This window comes from Janthinobacterium sp. GW822-FHT07A03 (assembly GCF_058798815.1).
Genome location: NZ_JBXAKW010000001.1, coordinates 1252596 through 1267442, shown reverse-complemented (window position 1 = coordinate 1267442; position 14847 = coordinate 1252596). Strand labels below are relative to the sequence as shown.

The 14847-nt window shown below is 64.2% G+C and carries 11 protein-coding genes; 6 read left to right on the top strand and 5 right to left on the bottom strand.

The window, feature by feature from the left end; all coding sequences use genetic code 11:
* Positions 1-91: 91 nt before the first annotated feature.
* Positions 92-1462, bottom strand: coding sequence for a nucleotide 5'-monophosphate nucleosidase PpnN (ppnN, locus tag AC1RJW_RS05710; RefSeq protein ID WP_034782951.1), 1371 nt, complete (start codon positions 1460-1462; stop codon positions 92-94).
* A 311-nt stretch (positions 1463-1773) separates the two neighbouring features.
* Between ppnN and AC1RJW_RS05705 the strand changes: the two genes are divergently transcribed.
* The 4 genes from AC1RJW_RS05705 to AC1RJW_RS05690 all read left to right on the top strand — a co-directional run bounded on the left by AC1RJW_RS05705 (position 1774) and on the right by AC1RJW_RS05690 (position 6201).
* Positions 1774-3279, top strand: coding sequence for a peptide MFS transporter (locus tag AC1RJW_RS05705; RefSeq protein ID WP_070219941.1), 1506 nt, complete (start codon positions 1774-1776; stop codon positions 3277-3279).
* 131 nt (positions 3280-3410) lie between these two features.
* Positions 3411-4097, top strand: coding sequence for a UPF0149 family protein (locus tag AC1RJW_RS05700; RefSeq protein ID WP_493044141.1), 687 nt, complete (start codon positions 3411-3413; stop codon positions 4095-4097).
* Positions 4098-4109: 12 nt separating this feature from the next.
* The gene (locus AC1RJW_RS05695; protein WP_493044140.1) at positions 4110-5804 is read left to right on the top strand and encodes a hypothetical protein; all 1695 of its coding nucleotides are present in this window, start codon (positions 4110-4112) and stop codon (positions 5802-5804) included.
* A gap of 13 nt (positions 5805-5817) precedes the next feature.
* Positions 5818-6201 carry a hypothetical protein gene (locus AC1RJW_RS05690; protein ID WP_493044139.1) on the top strand — a complete coding sequence of 128 codons (384 nt, stop codon included), beginning with the start codon at positions 5818-5820 and terminating at the stop codon, positions 6199-6201.
* Here the strand turns inward: AC1RJW_RS05690 and AC1RJW_RS05685 are convergent.
* A complete protein-coding gene (locus AC1RJW_RS05685) occupies positions 6188-6709 on the bottom strand; it encodes a GNAT family N-acetyltransferase (protein WP_493044138.1) in 522 nt (173 codons plus the stop codon). The genes AC1RJW_RS05690 and AC1RJW_RS05685 overlap by 14 nt on opposite strands.
* Before the next feature lie 98 nt (positions 6710-6807).
* Positions 6808-7035 carry a hypothetical protein gene (locus AC1RJW_RS05680; RefSeq protein WP_070291560.1) on the bottom strand — a complete coding sequence of 76 codons (228 nt, stop codon included), beginning with the start codon at positions 7033-7035 and terminating at the stop codon, positions 6808-6810.
* Between the two features lie 144 nt (positions 7036-7179).
* On the opposite strand from AC1RJW_RS05680, the gene AC1RJW_RS05675 reads away from it, so the two are divergent.
* Positions 7180-8373, top strand: a complete 1194-nt coding sequence (locus AC1RJW_RS05675) for a prenyltransferase/squalene oxidase repeat-containing protein (RefSeq protein WP_493044137.1) — start codon at positions 7180-7182, stop codon at positions 8371-8373.
* On the top strand, positions 8366-9313 hold the full coding sequence (locus AC1RJW_RS05670) for an AAC(3) family N-acetyltransferase (protein WP_493044213.1): 948 nt from the start codon (positions 8366-8368) through the stop codon (positions 9311-9313). Before AC1RJW_RS05675 ends, AC1RJW_RS05670 begins: the two co-directional genes overlap by 8 nt.
* Here the strand turns inward: AC1RJW_RS05670 and hepB are convergent.
* Positions 9296-12181: a heparin/heparin-sulfate lyase HepB gene (hepB, locus tag AC1RJW_RS05665; protein WP_493044136.1), complete on the bottom strand. Its 2886-nt coding sequence runs from the start codon at positions 12179-12181 to the stop codon at positions 9296-9298. The two genes, AC1RJW_RS05670 and hepB, sit on opposite strands and share 18 nt — an antisense overlap.
* Positions 12182-12351: 170 nt before the next feature.
* Positions 12352-14613 carry an OPT family oligopeptide transporter gene (locus AC1RJW_RS05660; RefSeq protein WP_493044135.1) on the bottom strand — a complete coding sequence of 754 codons (2262 nt, stop codon included), beginning with the start codon at positions 14611-14613 and terminating at the stop codon, positions 12352-12354.
* Between the last annotated feature and the right edge of the window lie 234 nt (positions 14614-14847).

Sequence of the window (14847 nt, the reverse complement as noted above, 5' to 3'; positions counted from 1 at the left end):
GGCGGCGAAGGAACACGATGGGGGCATGATGAAAAGGCGCCGCCCGCCCCTTGCAAACGCAGGAGGCGGGCGGCGCTGGCTGGAAAACGGCTTACTGGACCACGGTATAGCACGGCACATAGGCCGTACCCGCCAGCTTCATGCGGTGCTGCGCCACGAACGAGGCCAGCAGCGCATCCATGGGGCCGGCGATGGATTTGTCGCCATGGATCTCGAAGTTGCCGTGCTCTTCGATCGAGCGGATGCCGTCGTCCTTGACGTTGCCCGCCACCACGCCCGAGAACGCGCGGCGCAGCTGGGCCGCCAGCAAGTGCGTGGGCTGGTTCTTGTGCAGGCTCAGGTTGCGCATGTTTTCATGCGTGGGCTGGAACGGCTTCTGGAACTCGTGGTCGATCTTCAGCAGCCAATTGAAGTAATACGCATCGCTGTGCGCCTTGCGGAATTCGCGCACCTGGCGGATGCCTTCGAGCATTTCGCGCGCCACCAGTTCCGGGTCGTCGATGATGATCTTGTAGCGCTGCTGCGCTTCCGGACCAAGCGTGTCGCTGATGAACTGGTTGATCTGCACGAAATACTCGCGCGACGTTTCCGGGCCAGTGAAGATCAGCGGAAACGGAATCTCGGCATTGTCCGGGTGCAACAAGATGCCGAGGATATACAGAATCTCTTCGGCCGTGCCCGCGCCGCCGGGGAAGACGACGATGCCGTGGCCCGCGCGCACGAACGCTTCCAGGCGTTTTTCGATGTCCGGCATGATGACCAGGTCATTGACGATGGGGTTCGGCGATTCGGCCGCGATGATGCCCGGTTCCGTGATGCCCAGGTAGCGGCCATTGTGCAGGCGCTGCTTGGCGTGGCCGATGGTGGCACCCTTCATGGGGCCCTTCATGGCGCCCGGGCCGCAGCCGGTGCAGATGTCGAGGCCGCGCAAGCCCAGCTGATAGCCCACTTCCTTCGAATAATTGTATTCGGCGCGGTTGATCGAGTGGCCGCCCCAGCAGACGACCAGGTTCGGGTTGAGCTGGGTTTGCAGCACATTGGCGTTGCGCAGGATGTGGAAGACGGCGTCCGTCACGCCTTCCGTGCTCTGCAAGTCGAATTTCGGGTTGCCCGTGACTTCATCGCTGACGAAGATGATGTCGCGCAACACGGCAAACAGGTGCTCGTGGATGCCCTTGATCATCTTGCCGTCGACGAAGGCGATGGCTGGCGCGCCCTTGATGTCGAGCTTGATGCCGCGCTCGCGCTGGATGATGGAGATTTCAAACGACTGGTAGCGCTCCAGCAGGGCGCGGCCATCGTCGATGGTGCTGCCGCAATTCAAGACCGCCAGCGCGCAGCGGCGGAAAGTGTTGTACAGGCCGCCCTGGCTGGTGTCGAGCAGTTTGTTGACTTCAGTCTTGGAGAGCACGTCCAGGCGGCCTTCCGGTGAAACCAGAGTATCGATAACGTCGTGTTCCATAATGCGAAAAATCCCTTTAAAAATCGATGCTCGAAGGTATTGCAGCCTCAATATACGACAAGTCAGGCAAGTTGTGCTGTGCCGCCGCAAAATCGCCGGGGCCATCCTTGCCTGCAAACCGGTTTGACCAATATGAAACAGTCATTCTTGCTAATGCGAATGGAAACCTTCGCTCAGCGCAATTTGTAGATTAGAATGCCAGCCTATTGGAATTCCCGTGCGTGAGGTTCTTCATGAGAGTCCCCGCCGCCCGCAGGCTTCCATAAGTTCGTTGTATCGATTGACTATAATAATTTTTCAGGAGGAACCGCATGAGCGGTGCGACTACGCCCAACAAGGAAGCCGTTATTCCCGAGTTCAAGCAGATTATGGGCCATCCAAGCCCATTGTGGATGTTGTTCATGACTGAATTCTGGGAACGCTTCGCGTTCTACGGAGTTCGCTGGGCGCTGGTACTGTACATCGTGGCCCAGTTCCACGGCGGCGACGGTTCGGGACAGGCAGCGGCCAACCTGACCTACGGTTCCTTCCTCGCGCTGGTGTACGCCGGCGCCCTGTTCGGCGGCTACATCGCCGACCGGGTCATCGGTTACCAGCGTTCCATCCTGCTGGGCGCCATCTTCATGGCTGCCGGCCTGTTCTGCATCTCCGTGCCGAACCAGGACATCTTCAACCTGGGCCTGGCCACGATGATCGTCGGTAACGGCATGTTCAAGCCGAACATCTCGACCATGGTCGGCAAGCTGTACACGACCGCCGACCCGCGCCGCGACAGTGGCTTCACGATCTTCTACATGGGCATCAACATGGGCGCCATGGTCGCGCCTGTCTTCACGCAATGGCTGGCCGAATCGATCTTCGGCACCAGCGCCATGCCGTCGTACAAGATGGTTTTCATGGCCTCCGGTTTCGGCATGCTGATCAGCCTGGTATGGTTCTTCATCGGCCGCCGTGCCCTGAAGGGCATCGGCGCACCGGAAGCCGGTTCCGGCAACCCGATGCGCGTCGTCTGGGTGGCCGTCGGCTCCCTGTGCGTGATCCCGCTGATGTATTTCCTGCTGACCGTCGGCGCTGAAAAGCTGCAAATCGTCCTGACCGTGCTGTTCGTCGGCCTGGCCGTCATGCTGATGATCGAAGGCATCCGCAACGGCAAAGTGGCGCGCGACCGCGTCATCGCCATGCTGCTGATCTTTGTCTTCAACATCCTGTTCTGGATGTTCTTCGAACAGGCTGGCAGCTCGTTTACTTTCCTGGCTGACAAGATCGTCAACCGCGACCTGGGCTTCTGGATCTTCCCGACCGCCTACTTCCAGACCGTCAATTCGGTCGCCATCATCGTCTTCGCGCCGATCATCGCCGCCGTCTGGGTCTTCCTGGCGCGCCACAACGTCAACCCTTCGATCCCGCGCAAATTCGGCCTGGGCTTGCTGGGCAATGCGCTGGCCTTCGGCCTGCTGATCTTCGCTCTGTCGAGCCTGGTTGGCGCCGATAACAAGATCCCGTTCTGGACCCTGACCACCGTCTACGTGCTGCAATCGATCGGCGAACTGTGCCTGTCGCCTATCGGCCTGTCGATGGTGACCAAGCTGGCGCCAGTGCGCCTGGTGGGCCTGGGCATGGGCGGCTGGTTCCTGTCGACCGGTATCGGCAACAACCTGTCGGGCATCTTCGCCAGCCACGTCAGCGGCACGAGCGGCATGTCGGTGCAATCGGCCCTGTCCGGCTACACCTTCGGCTTCTGGTCCCTGCTGGGCGCCGGCGTCGTGCTGTTCCTGATCGCACCGCTGATCAACAAACTGATGCACGGCGTGAAGTAAGCGTCTTGTTGTAGATCAGAACGGCGGCCCGCGGGCCGCCGTTTTTCATTCCGGCGCCGGTTATTGTCTTGGCGGGCGGTACAATACCGCCAGGGCCACCGGCCACTCCCCCCCACTCAGCAAAGAATATTATGTCCAGCATCTCCACCACCTCGCCCCTCTCCGACGACGAATACGCCGAACTCGACACCCTGCTGGCCGCGCCCGCGCTGGAAGGCCGCGCCATGGACGTGTCGATGCTCGAAGGTTTTCTCACGGCCGTCGCCCTGAGCCCGAAACAGATCGCGCCGGAACAGTGGCTGCCATGGGTCTGGGACAAGGCGGCCGGCAGCGCCGCGCCGGCACAGGGCGCGGCCAGCGAACGGGCGGCCAGCCTGGCCCGGCGCCACCACGCCTACATGGTCGAATGGCTGGCAAAAGACCCGGACAGCTTCGAGCCGATCTATGTATGTGGCCCCGAATGGAGCGTGCCCGCCTGGTGCGCCGGCTTTATCCTGGGCACCAGCCTGGACAAGCCCCAGTGGGCGGCCCTGGCCGTCAGCCACCCGCACTACCTGGCGCCGTTCCAGTATCTGGCCACGGCCAGCGAACTCGATGACGATGCGGCCGAAACGGCCATGGATGGCGTGATTCCCGCCGTCATCGCCATCAACGCCGCCTGGGCGCGCCAGCGCCACCTGAAAAGTCAGGCGCAAAGCCAGCCCGGCGCCACCGTGCTGCGCGAAGTGCCGAAAACGGGGCGCAACGACCCGTGCCACTGCGGCAGCGGCAAGAAATACAAGAAATGCTGCGCCGACACCGATAGCGCGGCCGGCTAAGGCGATTACTCCTTGCGCCAGCTGCTGACGGCCATCCTGCGCTTCCTGCTGCGCCACGCGCTGCAGTTCGCCCTGTTCATCGTCATCCTGCTGGCAGGACGATTGCTGCTGGCCGAATGGCGCAGCTACAGCGCCGGCAGCGAGGCTGTCGCCGCGCTCAGGCTGGCCGCCGATGACGCCGATAGCCATGGCGCCAGCCTGGCCGAGGCGGCCACGCTGCGCGTCAACGCCTTGCAAAAGACCTCACAAACGGCCATCGCCGCCCGCCAGAAGGAAGTGCAGGCGCAATTGGCAGCCTTGCGCGCGCGGCAACAACCGTCGCTATTTACTATTCCCCTGCCCGACACGAGCACCCTGGCCCTGCACGCGCAGGAGGAAGCCACGCGCCGCGTGGAAATCGAAGTGCTGGCGCAGGAAGCCCGTTACCTGACCGCCCTGCAGGCGGCGATCAGCGGCGAAGATGCGCGGCACACCCTGGCACGCCTGCACGCAGAACACGTCAGCGCATATGCCGCACTGCAACACAACCTGCGCCAGCGCCGGGAACTGGAAGCGCAGCACCCGCTGGCCGCGCGCCTGCCCGGCAGCGACGCTTACGCGCAGCTGTCGCATCTCGAAGCGGAGGGCCAGCGCTTGCGCGAGATCAATCTGCAAGCGTATCAGGCCTGGCTGGCGCAGCGCGCGCGCACCAGCGATGCTGCCCGCCCCGCCCCATTCGCCATCAACGGCGCGGCGCTGGCCGGCGCGCTGGCGCCCGTACAAAAGGCGATTGCGGCCGGAGAAACCCAATTGGCGCGCAACTGGATCGCCCGCTGGCGCGCGCCCGTGCTCGACGTGGCGCCCACGGCCGCCCTGCTGGTGCTGTCGGCCATCCTGCTGCCCGTCGCCATCAAGGCCTTCTTTTACTTCGTGCTGGCGCCCATCGCTTCCCGTTTGCCGCCGCTGTCCATCGCGCGCGAACTGCAGGTGACGGGCAGCTCCCTGCCTCTGCCTCCGCTTGGCGAGTCGCGCATTTCCGCCGTCTCGCAGGCATTGCAGCTCAAACCCGGCCAGCGCATGCTGATCCATCCAGAATACCTGCAATCGTCGCCCGTCGGCACGCATAAACGCACGCAGTGGCTGCTGGACTGGCGCTTTCCCTTCACCAGCCTGGCCGCCGGCATGGCGGCGCTGACGCGGCTGGAAAGCAGCGAGCCTGCATCCGTGACGATTTCCGCCAGCGACGACCCGCTGCTGGAAGTGGCCGTCGTCCACCTGCCAGCCGGCAGCGCGCTCGTGTTCCAGCCACGGGGCCTGGTGGGCCTGGTCTGCGACGCTGGCCAGCCGCTGGCGATATCGAGCCACTGGCGCCTGGGCAGCCTGCACGCCTGGCTCACATTGCAGCTGCGCTTCATCGTCTTTCGCGGCCCCGTCACCCTGATCGTGCGCGGCTGCCGCGGCGTGCGCCTGGAACGGGCGGGCCAGGGCCGCTCCATCAGCCAGTCCGCCACCCTGGGCTTTACTACCGACGTGCTGTACTCGACGATGCGCAGCGAAACCTTCCTGCCCTACCTGCGCGGCCAGCAGGCGCTGCTCAACGACCGCTTCGACGGCGGCAACGGCGTCTACCTGTACGAAGAAACCCCGCGCCACGGCAAGCAGCCGGGCAAGGTGGGCAGCTGGTTCGAGGGTTTTACGGACGCGATCTTGAAAGTGTTCGGCATCTAGCCGAAGAGACCATATGAACGACTTCCTGTTTGCCGATTTTCTCGAAGACCAGGCCGCGTATGCGGCGGCTGAGGCCTACTGGCAGGCCCGTCTGGCCTTCCTCGACGGCCAATGCGCGCCGTATCTGCGCACCGCATTTGCCAATGGCCAGCCATTTTATGACGGCAATCCCATCGCCAACCTGGCGGACCGCAACGCCGGCAAGGCGGCGCGCATCGTGCAGCAATGCCCGCAGGAGTTCGGCGCCTGCTACACGAGCTTCGGGCAAGCCATCGAGCTGGCCGGCAGCGATGGGCAGCATCGTCCGGCGCAGGAACTGGTCATCGTGCTGACCTTGACGCAGGCGACGGCGCAGCGGGCCGAAGATGAACTGCGGGCCTGGTTCATGCCGGGCTAAGGGCGGCGCCATCCGGCACAAAATCGGGCTGCAGCAAGCCGTAGACGTGCAGGTCGACAAATACGCCATTCAAGCATTCCGCCTGCCGCAACACGCCTTCATGCATAAATCCCAGCCGTTCGGCCAGCGCCCTGCTGGCGTGATTGGCGGCCGCGCACTGCAATTCGATGCGGTGCAATTGCAGCGCGCCAAACGCGTGCGCGAGGACGGCGCGCACTGCCGCGCCGGCGATGCCCCGGCCCTGGAACTTCTGCCCCAGGTAATAGCCGATACGGGCATTGCGGTCCGCCGTGTCGATGTCTTTCAGACGGATGCTGCCGCACAAGGCCGTGCCGGAGAAAACATGCCATTCCAGTACCTCGCCGCTGGCCGCGCGGGCGACGGCGGCCTGCAGATAGGCCTGCGCCTCGCCGAACGAGTCCAGCGGCACCACGGCGGGCAGGTATGTTTGCAGGTGCTCGCGGTTGTTCGCCACCAAGGTGGCGAGGGCTTCGGCGTGTTCAGGCAAGGTTGGAACAATAGAAATATCAGGAAATACTGAAAGAGTCAGATGCATATGTCCTTGGCGAGCCGGTCAAGTTGAGGTGGAAACACGCGGCAGTATCGCTACGCCGCAATCGAATGCGACACCGTCAGCCACTCGCCCGGCTGCAGATTCGCCGCCGCCTCGCGCGTGGCCAGCACGCTGTCCGGGTCCAGGTCGGACCGGTTCAGCTTGTAGGAATAGGCGAAATCGTCGGCATCGAATGCCTGCCCCGCCTTCACGTAATACTTGAAGCCGACAAACGAGTCGGGATTGGTGACGACCGAATACTCAAGCGTGACAGTGTTCATGGCGGGCCTCGTCGACGTTGGCAGAGCATCCATTATGCGTCAATTCCCGCGGCAGCGACGCGACGGCCAATCCTTGCGGCAGGTCAATAGCCCTGCCGGCTGCCGGCGCTACAGTAACCTGAGCCAACCACCGGATGGAATGCCATGCGCGCCTTGCTCGCGAAGATCAGGAATACTCTGGCGCCGCAGGCGGGCCTGCCGGCGGCGGCGCGCATGGAGCGGCTGTCGGACCGGCGCGGCCTGCCCGCCTTTGACCCCGGCCCGCAAGCCGTCGTCGAGGCCTGCACGGCCTGGCTATGCGCGGCGCAAGACCATTCCAGCTCCAACGACGGCGGCGTCGCGCGCGACTACAGCCTGCTGACGGGCTGGGCTAGCTCCTACCCGGAGACCACCGGCTATATCATCCCCACCATGATCGCCGTGGCGCAGCGCACGGGCGACGAGGGTGGGGATGATGCGCTGCACGAACGGGCGCGCCGCATGCTCGATTGGTGCGTGGCCATCCAGTTCCCCGCAGGCGGTTTTCAGGGCGGGAAGATCGATTCGACGCCGCGCGTGCCCGTCACCTTCAACACGGGCCAGATCCTGCTTGGCCTGGCGGCCGGCGTGGCAGCGTACGGCGATCAATACCGGGATGCCATGCACCGCGCGGCACGCTGGCTGCGCGACAGCCAGGATGCCGACGGCTGCTGGCGCCGCCATCCGACGCCGTTCGCCAGCACCGGCGACAAGGCCTATGAAACGCACGTGGCGTGGGGCCTGTTCGAAGCGGACCGCATCGCGCCGGGCCAAGGCTATGGCGCGGCCGGCCTGCGCCAGGTCGACTGGGCGCTGAGCAAGCAGCGTCCCAATGGCTGGTTCGCCTCGAACTGCCTGGACAACCCGCTGCTGCCCCTGACCCATACCATCGGCTACGCCTTGCGCGGCGTGCTCGAAGCGCACCGCTTTTCGGCGCGCACCGACCTGCTGGAGGCCGCCGCGCGCACCGGCACGAGCGTCGCCAGGGTCGTGGCGGCCGACGGCCATCTGGCCGGCCGCCTCGGTCCGGACTTCCAGCCGGGGGCCGGCTACGCCTGCCTCACGGGTTCCGCGCAAAATGCGCATTGCCTGTTCCTGCTGTACCAGCTCACGGGCGAACGGCACTACCTCGACGCGGCGCGCCGCCTGAATAGTTACGTGCGGCGCTCGGTCAGCATCGACGGCCCCGCGCACGCGCGCGGCGGCGTCAAGGGTTCGTTCCCGGTCGATGGCGACTACGGCACCTGGGCCTACCTGAACTGGGCCGCCAAGTTCTGCATCGATGCCAACCTGCTGGAAATGCAAATTGGCGATGCTTGAGCAGGCCAAACACGCCGCCAGGGCCGCGCTGGAAGCGTGGCGCCGCGCCGCCAGCGCCCGGCAAGTGCGCCACGGCGCGCGCCACGTGACGCGCGCCGCGCTGGCCGCCGGTCTGGCGCGGCTGGGCATCGCGCACGGAGACACGCTGTTCGTGCACTCATCGCTGAAAAGCCTGGGCTATGTGGAAGGCGGTGCGGCGGCCGTGATAGGCGCCCTGCAGGACGCCGTCGGCCCGCACGGCACCTTGCTGCTGCCCACCTACTATCTGCCCGGCGGCACCGTGCGCGCCACCTGCGACATGAAAGACTATGTATTCGACCCGCGCCGCCATGGCACGCACATGGGGCGCCTGCCGGAAGCGTTCCTCGCCAGCGCCGGTGTCCGGCGCAGCATCCACCCCACCCACTCCGTGTCCGCGTGGGGCCGCCATGCCGCCGCGCTCACCGAGGCGCACCACCGCGCGCCCTCGATCTTCGGCGTGGACTCGCCCTGGCAGCACTTCATCGGCTGCGAGCAGGCCAAGGTCCTGGGCCTGGGCATTTCCATGGGGCCGGTGACGTTCTATCACGCGCTGGAAGACGCCATGGGCGACACCTTTCCCGTGCCCGTGTGGGAAGGCGAGACAAAACTGCTGGCCTGCCTGGACCACGCCGGCCGGCGCTGGGACGTGCCCGTGCGCCCCTTCGATACGGCCATCGCGCAGCGCCGCATCGACCATCCCGGCCGCGGCGACCTGCGCGATTATTTTGCGCGCGAATTCGACGCCGCCGGCCTGCGCGTCAACGGACAGGTCGGCGATGCGGCATCGTGGGCCATCCCGGCGCAGGCGTTTTATGACCACCTGGGCCAAATGGCGTCCGAACACGTGACGATCTACGCCAGCGCGGCAGAACTGGCGGCGCGGCCCGTCGCAAATGACGCTTTACGGCACGGCCGGTGAGCCTGGCAACTCCCCCGCTCGCGCCGTGCCCGTCTCGTTGCGCTGCAAATCGTACAGTCCGCCGCCGCTGGCGACGAAATACAGGGTGCCGGCTTCGGCGTTGACTTCATCCTCGATGGGGCCGGCCGTACCGCGCTTGCGGACAGTCCAGCTTCCCGCCTGCAAATCCGTCACCAGCACCTGCATGGACGCGCTTTGCGTCGGCAGCTCGACAGTGATGGTCCCGCCCAGCGGCATGCCGCTCCTGGAAAACAACACCACGCGGTCCTTGATCTGCACGCCGGCCAGCAGCGGCGAAGCGATGGCCGTCGTCGGCAGCGCAGGCAGCGAGCTGCCGGCATCCATCACCTGCATGATATTCAGGAACAAATCCGTTTCGTTGCCCGTCGGCGGAGAGACTTCCAGCCGCCAGGCGCCCGCTTCCTCGGTCGAATAGTCCGCCTCGGGCTGGATGGGATAGTTGATGCCGCTGACGCTGAATTCATTGCCGCTGCCGCCCACCTTGGCCAGCACGGCATTCGCCGGCAGCAAGGTGCGGTTGATCAGCTTGCCGTTGTACTGGTAGGTATGGTTGTAGTCCCATTCCGTGCGCCGGACCACCACGGTGTCACCGGCAATCTCGGGTTCAGACTGGCTGTGCAGCAGCCAGGTCTTCCGGAACCCCGCATCGCTGGCGCTGACCCTGTCAAACACGACCAGGGCGGCCGGGTGATCCGTATTCTTGAGGTTGAAGAACACGAACGAGCGCTGGAACTGGCGCACCTTGCTGCTGTAGGCCGCCGTCAGGTCGCCCTTGATGTAGCTGAAGTCCGGCGCCTGCGCCTGAGGGCCGGACTGGTGCCTGAGGACAGAGGCCACCTTGTAGCCGTTGGCCAGTTCCGCCAGGGTTCCCGGCTCCTCGCCCGGGAAGCGCTGCCCGCCGTCATTGGCATAGCCGTCAAAATTCTCGTTCGGGTCATACACCAGCATCGTGTTATGCGCGATGGTGCGCTTGTGATAGTTCATGTCGTGCGCGCTGCCGTATTCCAGCGGGATGGCGGGATCGGCGACATCCCTGCCGCTGTAAATGCCCGAATCGATGGCCAGGCCGCCCTTGTAATAAAGCTGGAAATGCCCGGCGTCATAGTGCTCATGATTGCCGAACCAGTCGCCGCCCAGCTTCAGCGTGGCAATCACGTTACCTGACTCTACCTGCATGCCATCGGTCCAGCCCGTGCGGGCGATCATCAGGCCGGCGGGATCGGGGAAATACTTGGTCAAGGGCAAGGTGGCCGGACTGGGCGTGCTGCTCATGGCCGTATTGCCCAGCAGCACAGGCCACAGGCTGTCCTTGGGATGGATAAAGCTGGCCGACTGCTGCGACGACTGCTTCAGGTACTCATGCTTCAAGGTCGGATTGTTGTAATAGGTCGCCGGCAGCATGACGGCCAGCGGTTCGCTCCAGTATTGCGTACTGTTGGTGTACGCGGAATGGTAGACGTCGCCATCGCGCATCCATTGGCCGTCGGGGCGGCGCGCATACAGCCAGTGATACGGCGTCATCTGCTGTACGGGATCGAATACGGGGGCAGCGCCCATGCGCCGGAACAGCCAGGCGGCGTACATGTCCGACAGGAAACGCACGGTACCGTAGGACGCGCCCTGTTGGTACGCTTGCGCGGTGTAGGCATAGTTACGCGGCGCGATATAGTCAGCAAAGAAGCGGCCGGCAACGATGTTGTAGACAAGCGGCGCCTCGTCATAAAAGGCAATCGCGGCCGATAGCTGGTCGCGCAGCAGCTGGTTGTCGCTGCCATGACCCACGACGGCGCCTTGCCGCGAGGGCGGAAAGCCGATCTCCATCGTGGCCGCAATCTGCGTAAAACGCGTGACCACATAGGCGCGCTGCTGCGCGTTCATCAGATTGAAGCACCAGTCATACACCATGGCGCTGGCCAGGATGATGTCGCCCTTTTCGTTCGGGTAGTGATAGCCAGGCGAAAAGCGCACGGCGGCCAGGTAATCGAGCAGCATCTGCACGGCTTCCCTACCCCGCTGCGCCGACGCCGGCGCGCCATTGCGTTCGTACAGGAGAAAGGACAGCGCCTTCGCCTTGATGCTGCTCACCACATCGGTCTGGTGGTTCGTCATGGCGGGCCCGCCGGGCACAAACGGGGGCAGCGCCTGCAGCGCGACCACGGCCGGCGCCTGGATAAACGCATTCAGGACGGCGCGGTGCGGCACCATTTCGGCCGCATTCGACTCGAAACGGCTGCGTATCGCAGGCAGGTCGCCCACCCGCGCGAACAGGCGCGGATGCTCGCCTGGCGGCGGCAGCACGGTGGGCAGCGGGTACGCGCCATAGCCCTGCGGGACGAAATCGGCGAGCGCCGTCACCAGCAGGCAATCGATGCCCACGCCGCCGTCGCGGTACTTGAGCTTGATTTCGCGCGCGCCGGCGGCCAGCCAGCGGGTAACGGGCACCCAGGTCCACTGCACGGCCTGACCGGAAATGAATGGCACCGAGACGCTGGCATAGGCGCCATTGTCGAGCGCCAGGTACAGCGATGCGGCGTCCGCTGCCGGCGCCAACACGCGCAGCCAGACCGTATAGTTGCCGTCGCGGGGCACGGCCACGGTGTACGACAACTCGGCCGCCGCACCCGGCGTATCGGCGCGCGCCAGGTCCGACGGCGTGGACAGGTAGCTGCCGCCGGAAATCACATTGCTGCCAAGATACTCTTGCGTCCAGGGGCCGCCCGGCGCCGCGGCTTCCGCCTCGAACATGGCCTCGACGGGAAATGCCGCCGCATGCAGGGCGGGACTGGCCGCCAGCAAGGCGACATGGATAAAACCGTGTAACTTGTTACGGCATCGCAGCTTGAACATGGCTAGAACCCCAGTTTGTTGTATTTTAAATATCATCAACAATACACCATCCTGAGCCAGTTCGATTGTATTTTTATAACAAATACTGGCTGCGGCAGCCTGCACGGCGCAAAAAAAACCGCCCGGTATCACCCGGGCGGTTTTGGCTGGCAATGCGGATAGGTCGCGCTCTAGGCCTGCGATGCCTTCTTCTCGCGCGCCACGAAGTACAGCAGCACGATGATGGCCGCATACGGCAGCAGGGACAGCGCATCCGAGTGCAGGCCGGCGTAGAACGGATTGCCGTGTTCGGCCCAGTCGGCCATCATCTGGTCGAAGTGCGTAAGCACGCCGGCCGTGATGGCAATGATGATGCCGGCCAGCGCGCCGCCGGCGATGTAGCCGGACGCCAGCAGCACGCCCGAACTGCGGTCGCCCGCCAGTTGGCGCTCTTCCTCGTTCAATTTAGCGTTGTGTTCCAGCTTGTTGTTGCGGCGGTCCGCCAGCCAGCGCACGATGCCGCCGACGAAGATCGGCAAGGTGGACGACAGCGGCAGGTACACGCCCACCGAAAACGCCAGCGACGGGATGCCGGCCATTTCCAGCACCACGGCGATCATCACGCCAAACAGCACCAGGGTCCACGGCAGCTGCTGGTCGAGGATACCCTTGATGATGTAGGACATCAGCACGGCTTTCGGCGCATCGTATTTCCTCACTTCCGAGCCGTCCGGACGCTTGCTGTAGTGGCCATTGATGCCCGGGTCGACCAGGTAAGCCAGCTGGCCATCTTCCTTGACAAAATATTTGCCGGCCGGGCCGCCCACGGTATCGGTCTTTTGCCAGACTTTGTACGTATTGTGGTCGGTCTCGGCTTGCGGGCCATGCAGCTCGCCCGTCACCGTCAGCTTCGATGCATCGACCGTCAGGCCAGGCGCCACTTGCGCGGCCGGCACGTAGACGGTGCTCGCCTCGTTCAGCTTCAGCAGGATCGGACCGAGGATCAGGGCCGACGACAAGGCGCCCGCCAAAATCGCGTACTGCTGCAGGCGCGGCGTGGCGCCCACCAGGTAGCCCGTCTTCAAGTCTTGCGAGGTGGTGCCCGCATTGCTGGCGGCGATGCAGACGATGGCGCCCACCGACAGGGCAGTCACATAGTAACGCCCGCCCGTCCAGCCCATGATGAGGAAGATCAGGCAGGTAAACAGCAAGGTGGCCACGGCCATGCCGGAGATCGGGTTCGACGAGGAGCCAATTTCGCCCGTCAGGCGCGACGAGACGGTGGCGAACAGGAAGCCGAAGACGAGGATCAGCAGCGCGCCGAGGAAGTTCATGTGCAGCGGCGTGGCGAAGGTGATCACGGCGATGATGGACAGGCAGCCGATGACGACCCATTTCAGGGGAATATCCTGGTCCGTGCGCAGGGTGGAATCGGTCTTGACGCCCTTGCCGATGCCTTTCAGGCCGGCCGACAGGCTGCGCCAGATCATGGGCATGGCGCGCACCAGGGAAATCAGGCCACCGGCGGCCACGGCGCCCGCGCCGATGTACAGCACGTAGGCGCTGCGCACGTCGTCCGCGCCCATTTCGCTGATCAACTTGGTGCCCGGCGAGAGCACGGTGGTCAGGCTGTCGCCGAAGAACTTGATCATCGGGATCAAGAGCAGATACGACAGCACGCCGCCGGCCGCCATGGTGGCGGCGATGCGCGGGCCGATGATGTAGCCCACGCCCAGCAACTCAGGCGAAATCTCGGCGCCGATGGAGCCGCCCTTCAGCGGCGCGGCAAATTCCACGCCCGGCGTATCCTTCCAGCCCTTGAACGAGATATTGAAGACTTTATACAGCAGGCCGACGGCGAAACCGCCGAAGATGATCTTCGCGCGGCGCTTGGCGTCCAGCGCGGCGGCCGAATCCTTCTCGATGCTTTCGCCGGCGGCGATGCGCGATTCTTCCGTGGCGGCCGCCTTGAGCACTTCGGCGCAAGCCGTGCCTTCGGGGAATTTGAGTTCCTTGTGCTGGTCGACGATCATGGTGCGGCGCATGGGAATCATCATCAGGATGCCCAGCAGGCCGCCGAGGATACCGACCAGCATGACCCGCGAGATTTCCAGGTCGAAGCCCAGGATCAGGATGGCGGGCATGGTCACGCCCAGGCCGAAGGCCAGCGATTCTCCGGCCGAACCGGCCGTTTGCGTGATGCTGTTTTCCAGGATCGACGAATCCTTGCCGCCCACCTTCTTGGCCAGGCCGAACAGGGTGATGGCGATCACGGCGACGGGAATCGAGGCGCTGACGGTCAGGCCCACCTTCAGCACCAGGTAGAGCGAGGAGGCGCCAAAGACCATCCCCAGGATGACGCCCATGAACAGCGCGCGGAAGGTCATCTCGGGCAGCTTCGCATCGGCCGGGATATAGGGCTTCACGACGCTCGGTGTTGCATCTTTTGCCATGGATATTTCCTTAATTTTTTAAAATAAACAGCCCGGATCTAAGTAACCCTCGGGAAATTAGTGTGAATTTATGACGAACAGAAACGGATGCTATGCAAGGCGCTCACTGCGACGCAGTGCGAGCACTGCTAGCAGTGAGCAACGCCGCAGAGCGCCGGTTATGGAAGTCAGAAATCACAATAATTTATTGGGGGTTACTTAGGCCCGGGCTATTTTCTTGAAGCCGAGACTATC

What these genes read in the sequence shown, in the direction of transcription:
- ppnN (WP_034782951.1), bottom strand. Translation starts at nt 1,462, where the DNA reads ATGGAACACGACGTTATCGATACTCTGGTTTCACCGGAAGGCCGCCTG.
- AC1RJW_RS05705 (WP_070219941.1), top strand. Translation starts at nt 1,774, where the DNA reads ATGAGCGGTGCGACTACGCCCAACAAGGAAGCCGTTATTCCCGAGTTC.
- AC1RJW_RS05700 (WP_493044141.1), top strand. Translation starts at nt 3,411, where the DNA reads ATGTCCAGCATCTCCACCACCTCGCCCCTCTCCGACGACGAATACGCC.
- AC1RJW_RS05690 (WP_493044139.1), top strand. Translation starts at nt 5,818, where the DNA reads ATGAACGACTTCCTGTTTGCCGATTTTCTCGAAGACCAGGCCGCGTAT.
- AC1RJW_RS05680 (WP_070291560.1), bottom strand. Translation starts at nt 7,035, where the DNA reads ATGAACACTGTCACGCTTGAGTATTCGGTCGTCACCAATCCCGACTCG.
- AC1RJW_RS05675 (WP_493044137.1), top strand. Translation starts at nt 7,180, where the DNA reads ATGCGCGCCTTGCTCGCGAAGATCAGGAATACTCTGGCGCCGCAGGCG.
- AC1RJW_RS05670 (WP_493044213.1), top strand. Translation starts at nt 8,366, where the DNA reads ATGCTTGAGCAGGCCAAACACGCCGCCAGGGCCGCGCTGGAAGCGTGG.
- hepB (WP_493044136.1), bottom strand. Translation starts at nt 12,181, where the DNA reads ATGTTCAAGCTGCGATGCCGTAACAAGTTACACGGTTTTATCCATGTC.
- AC1RJW_RS05660 (WP_493044135.1), bottom strand. Translation starts at nt 14,613, where the DNA reads ATGGCAAAAGATGCAACACCGAGCGTCGTGAAGCCCTATATCCCGGCC.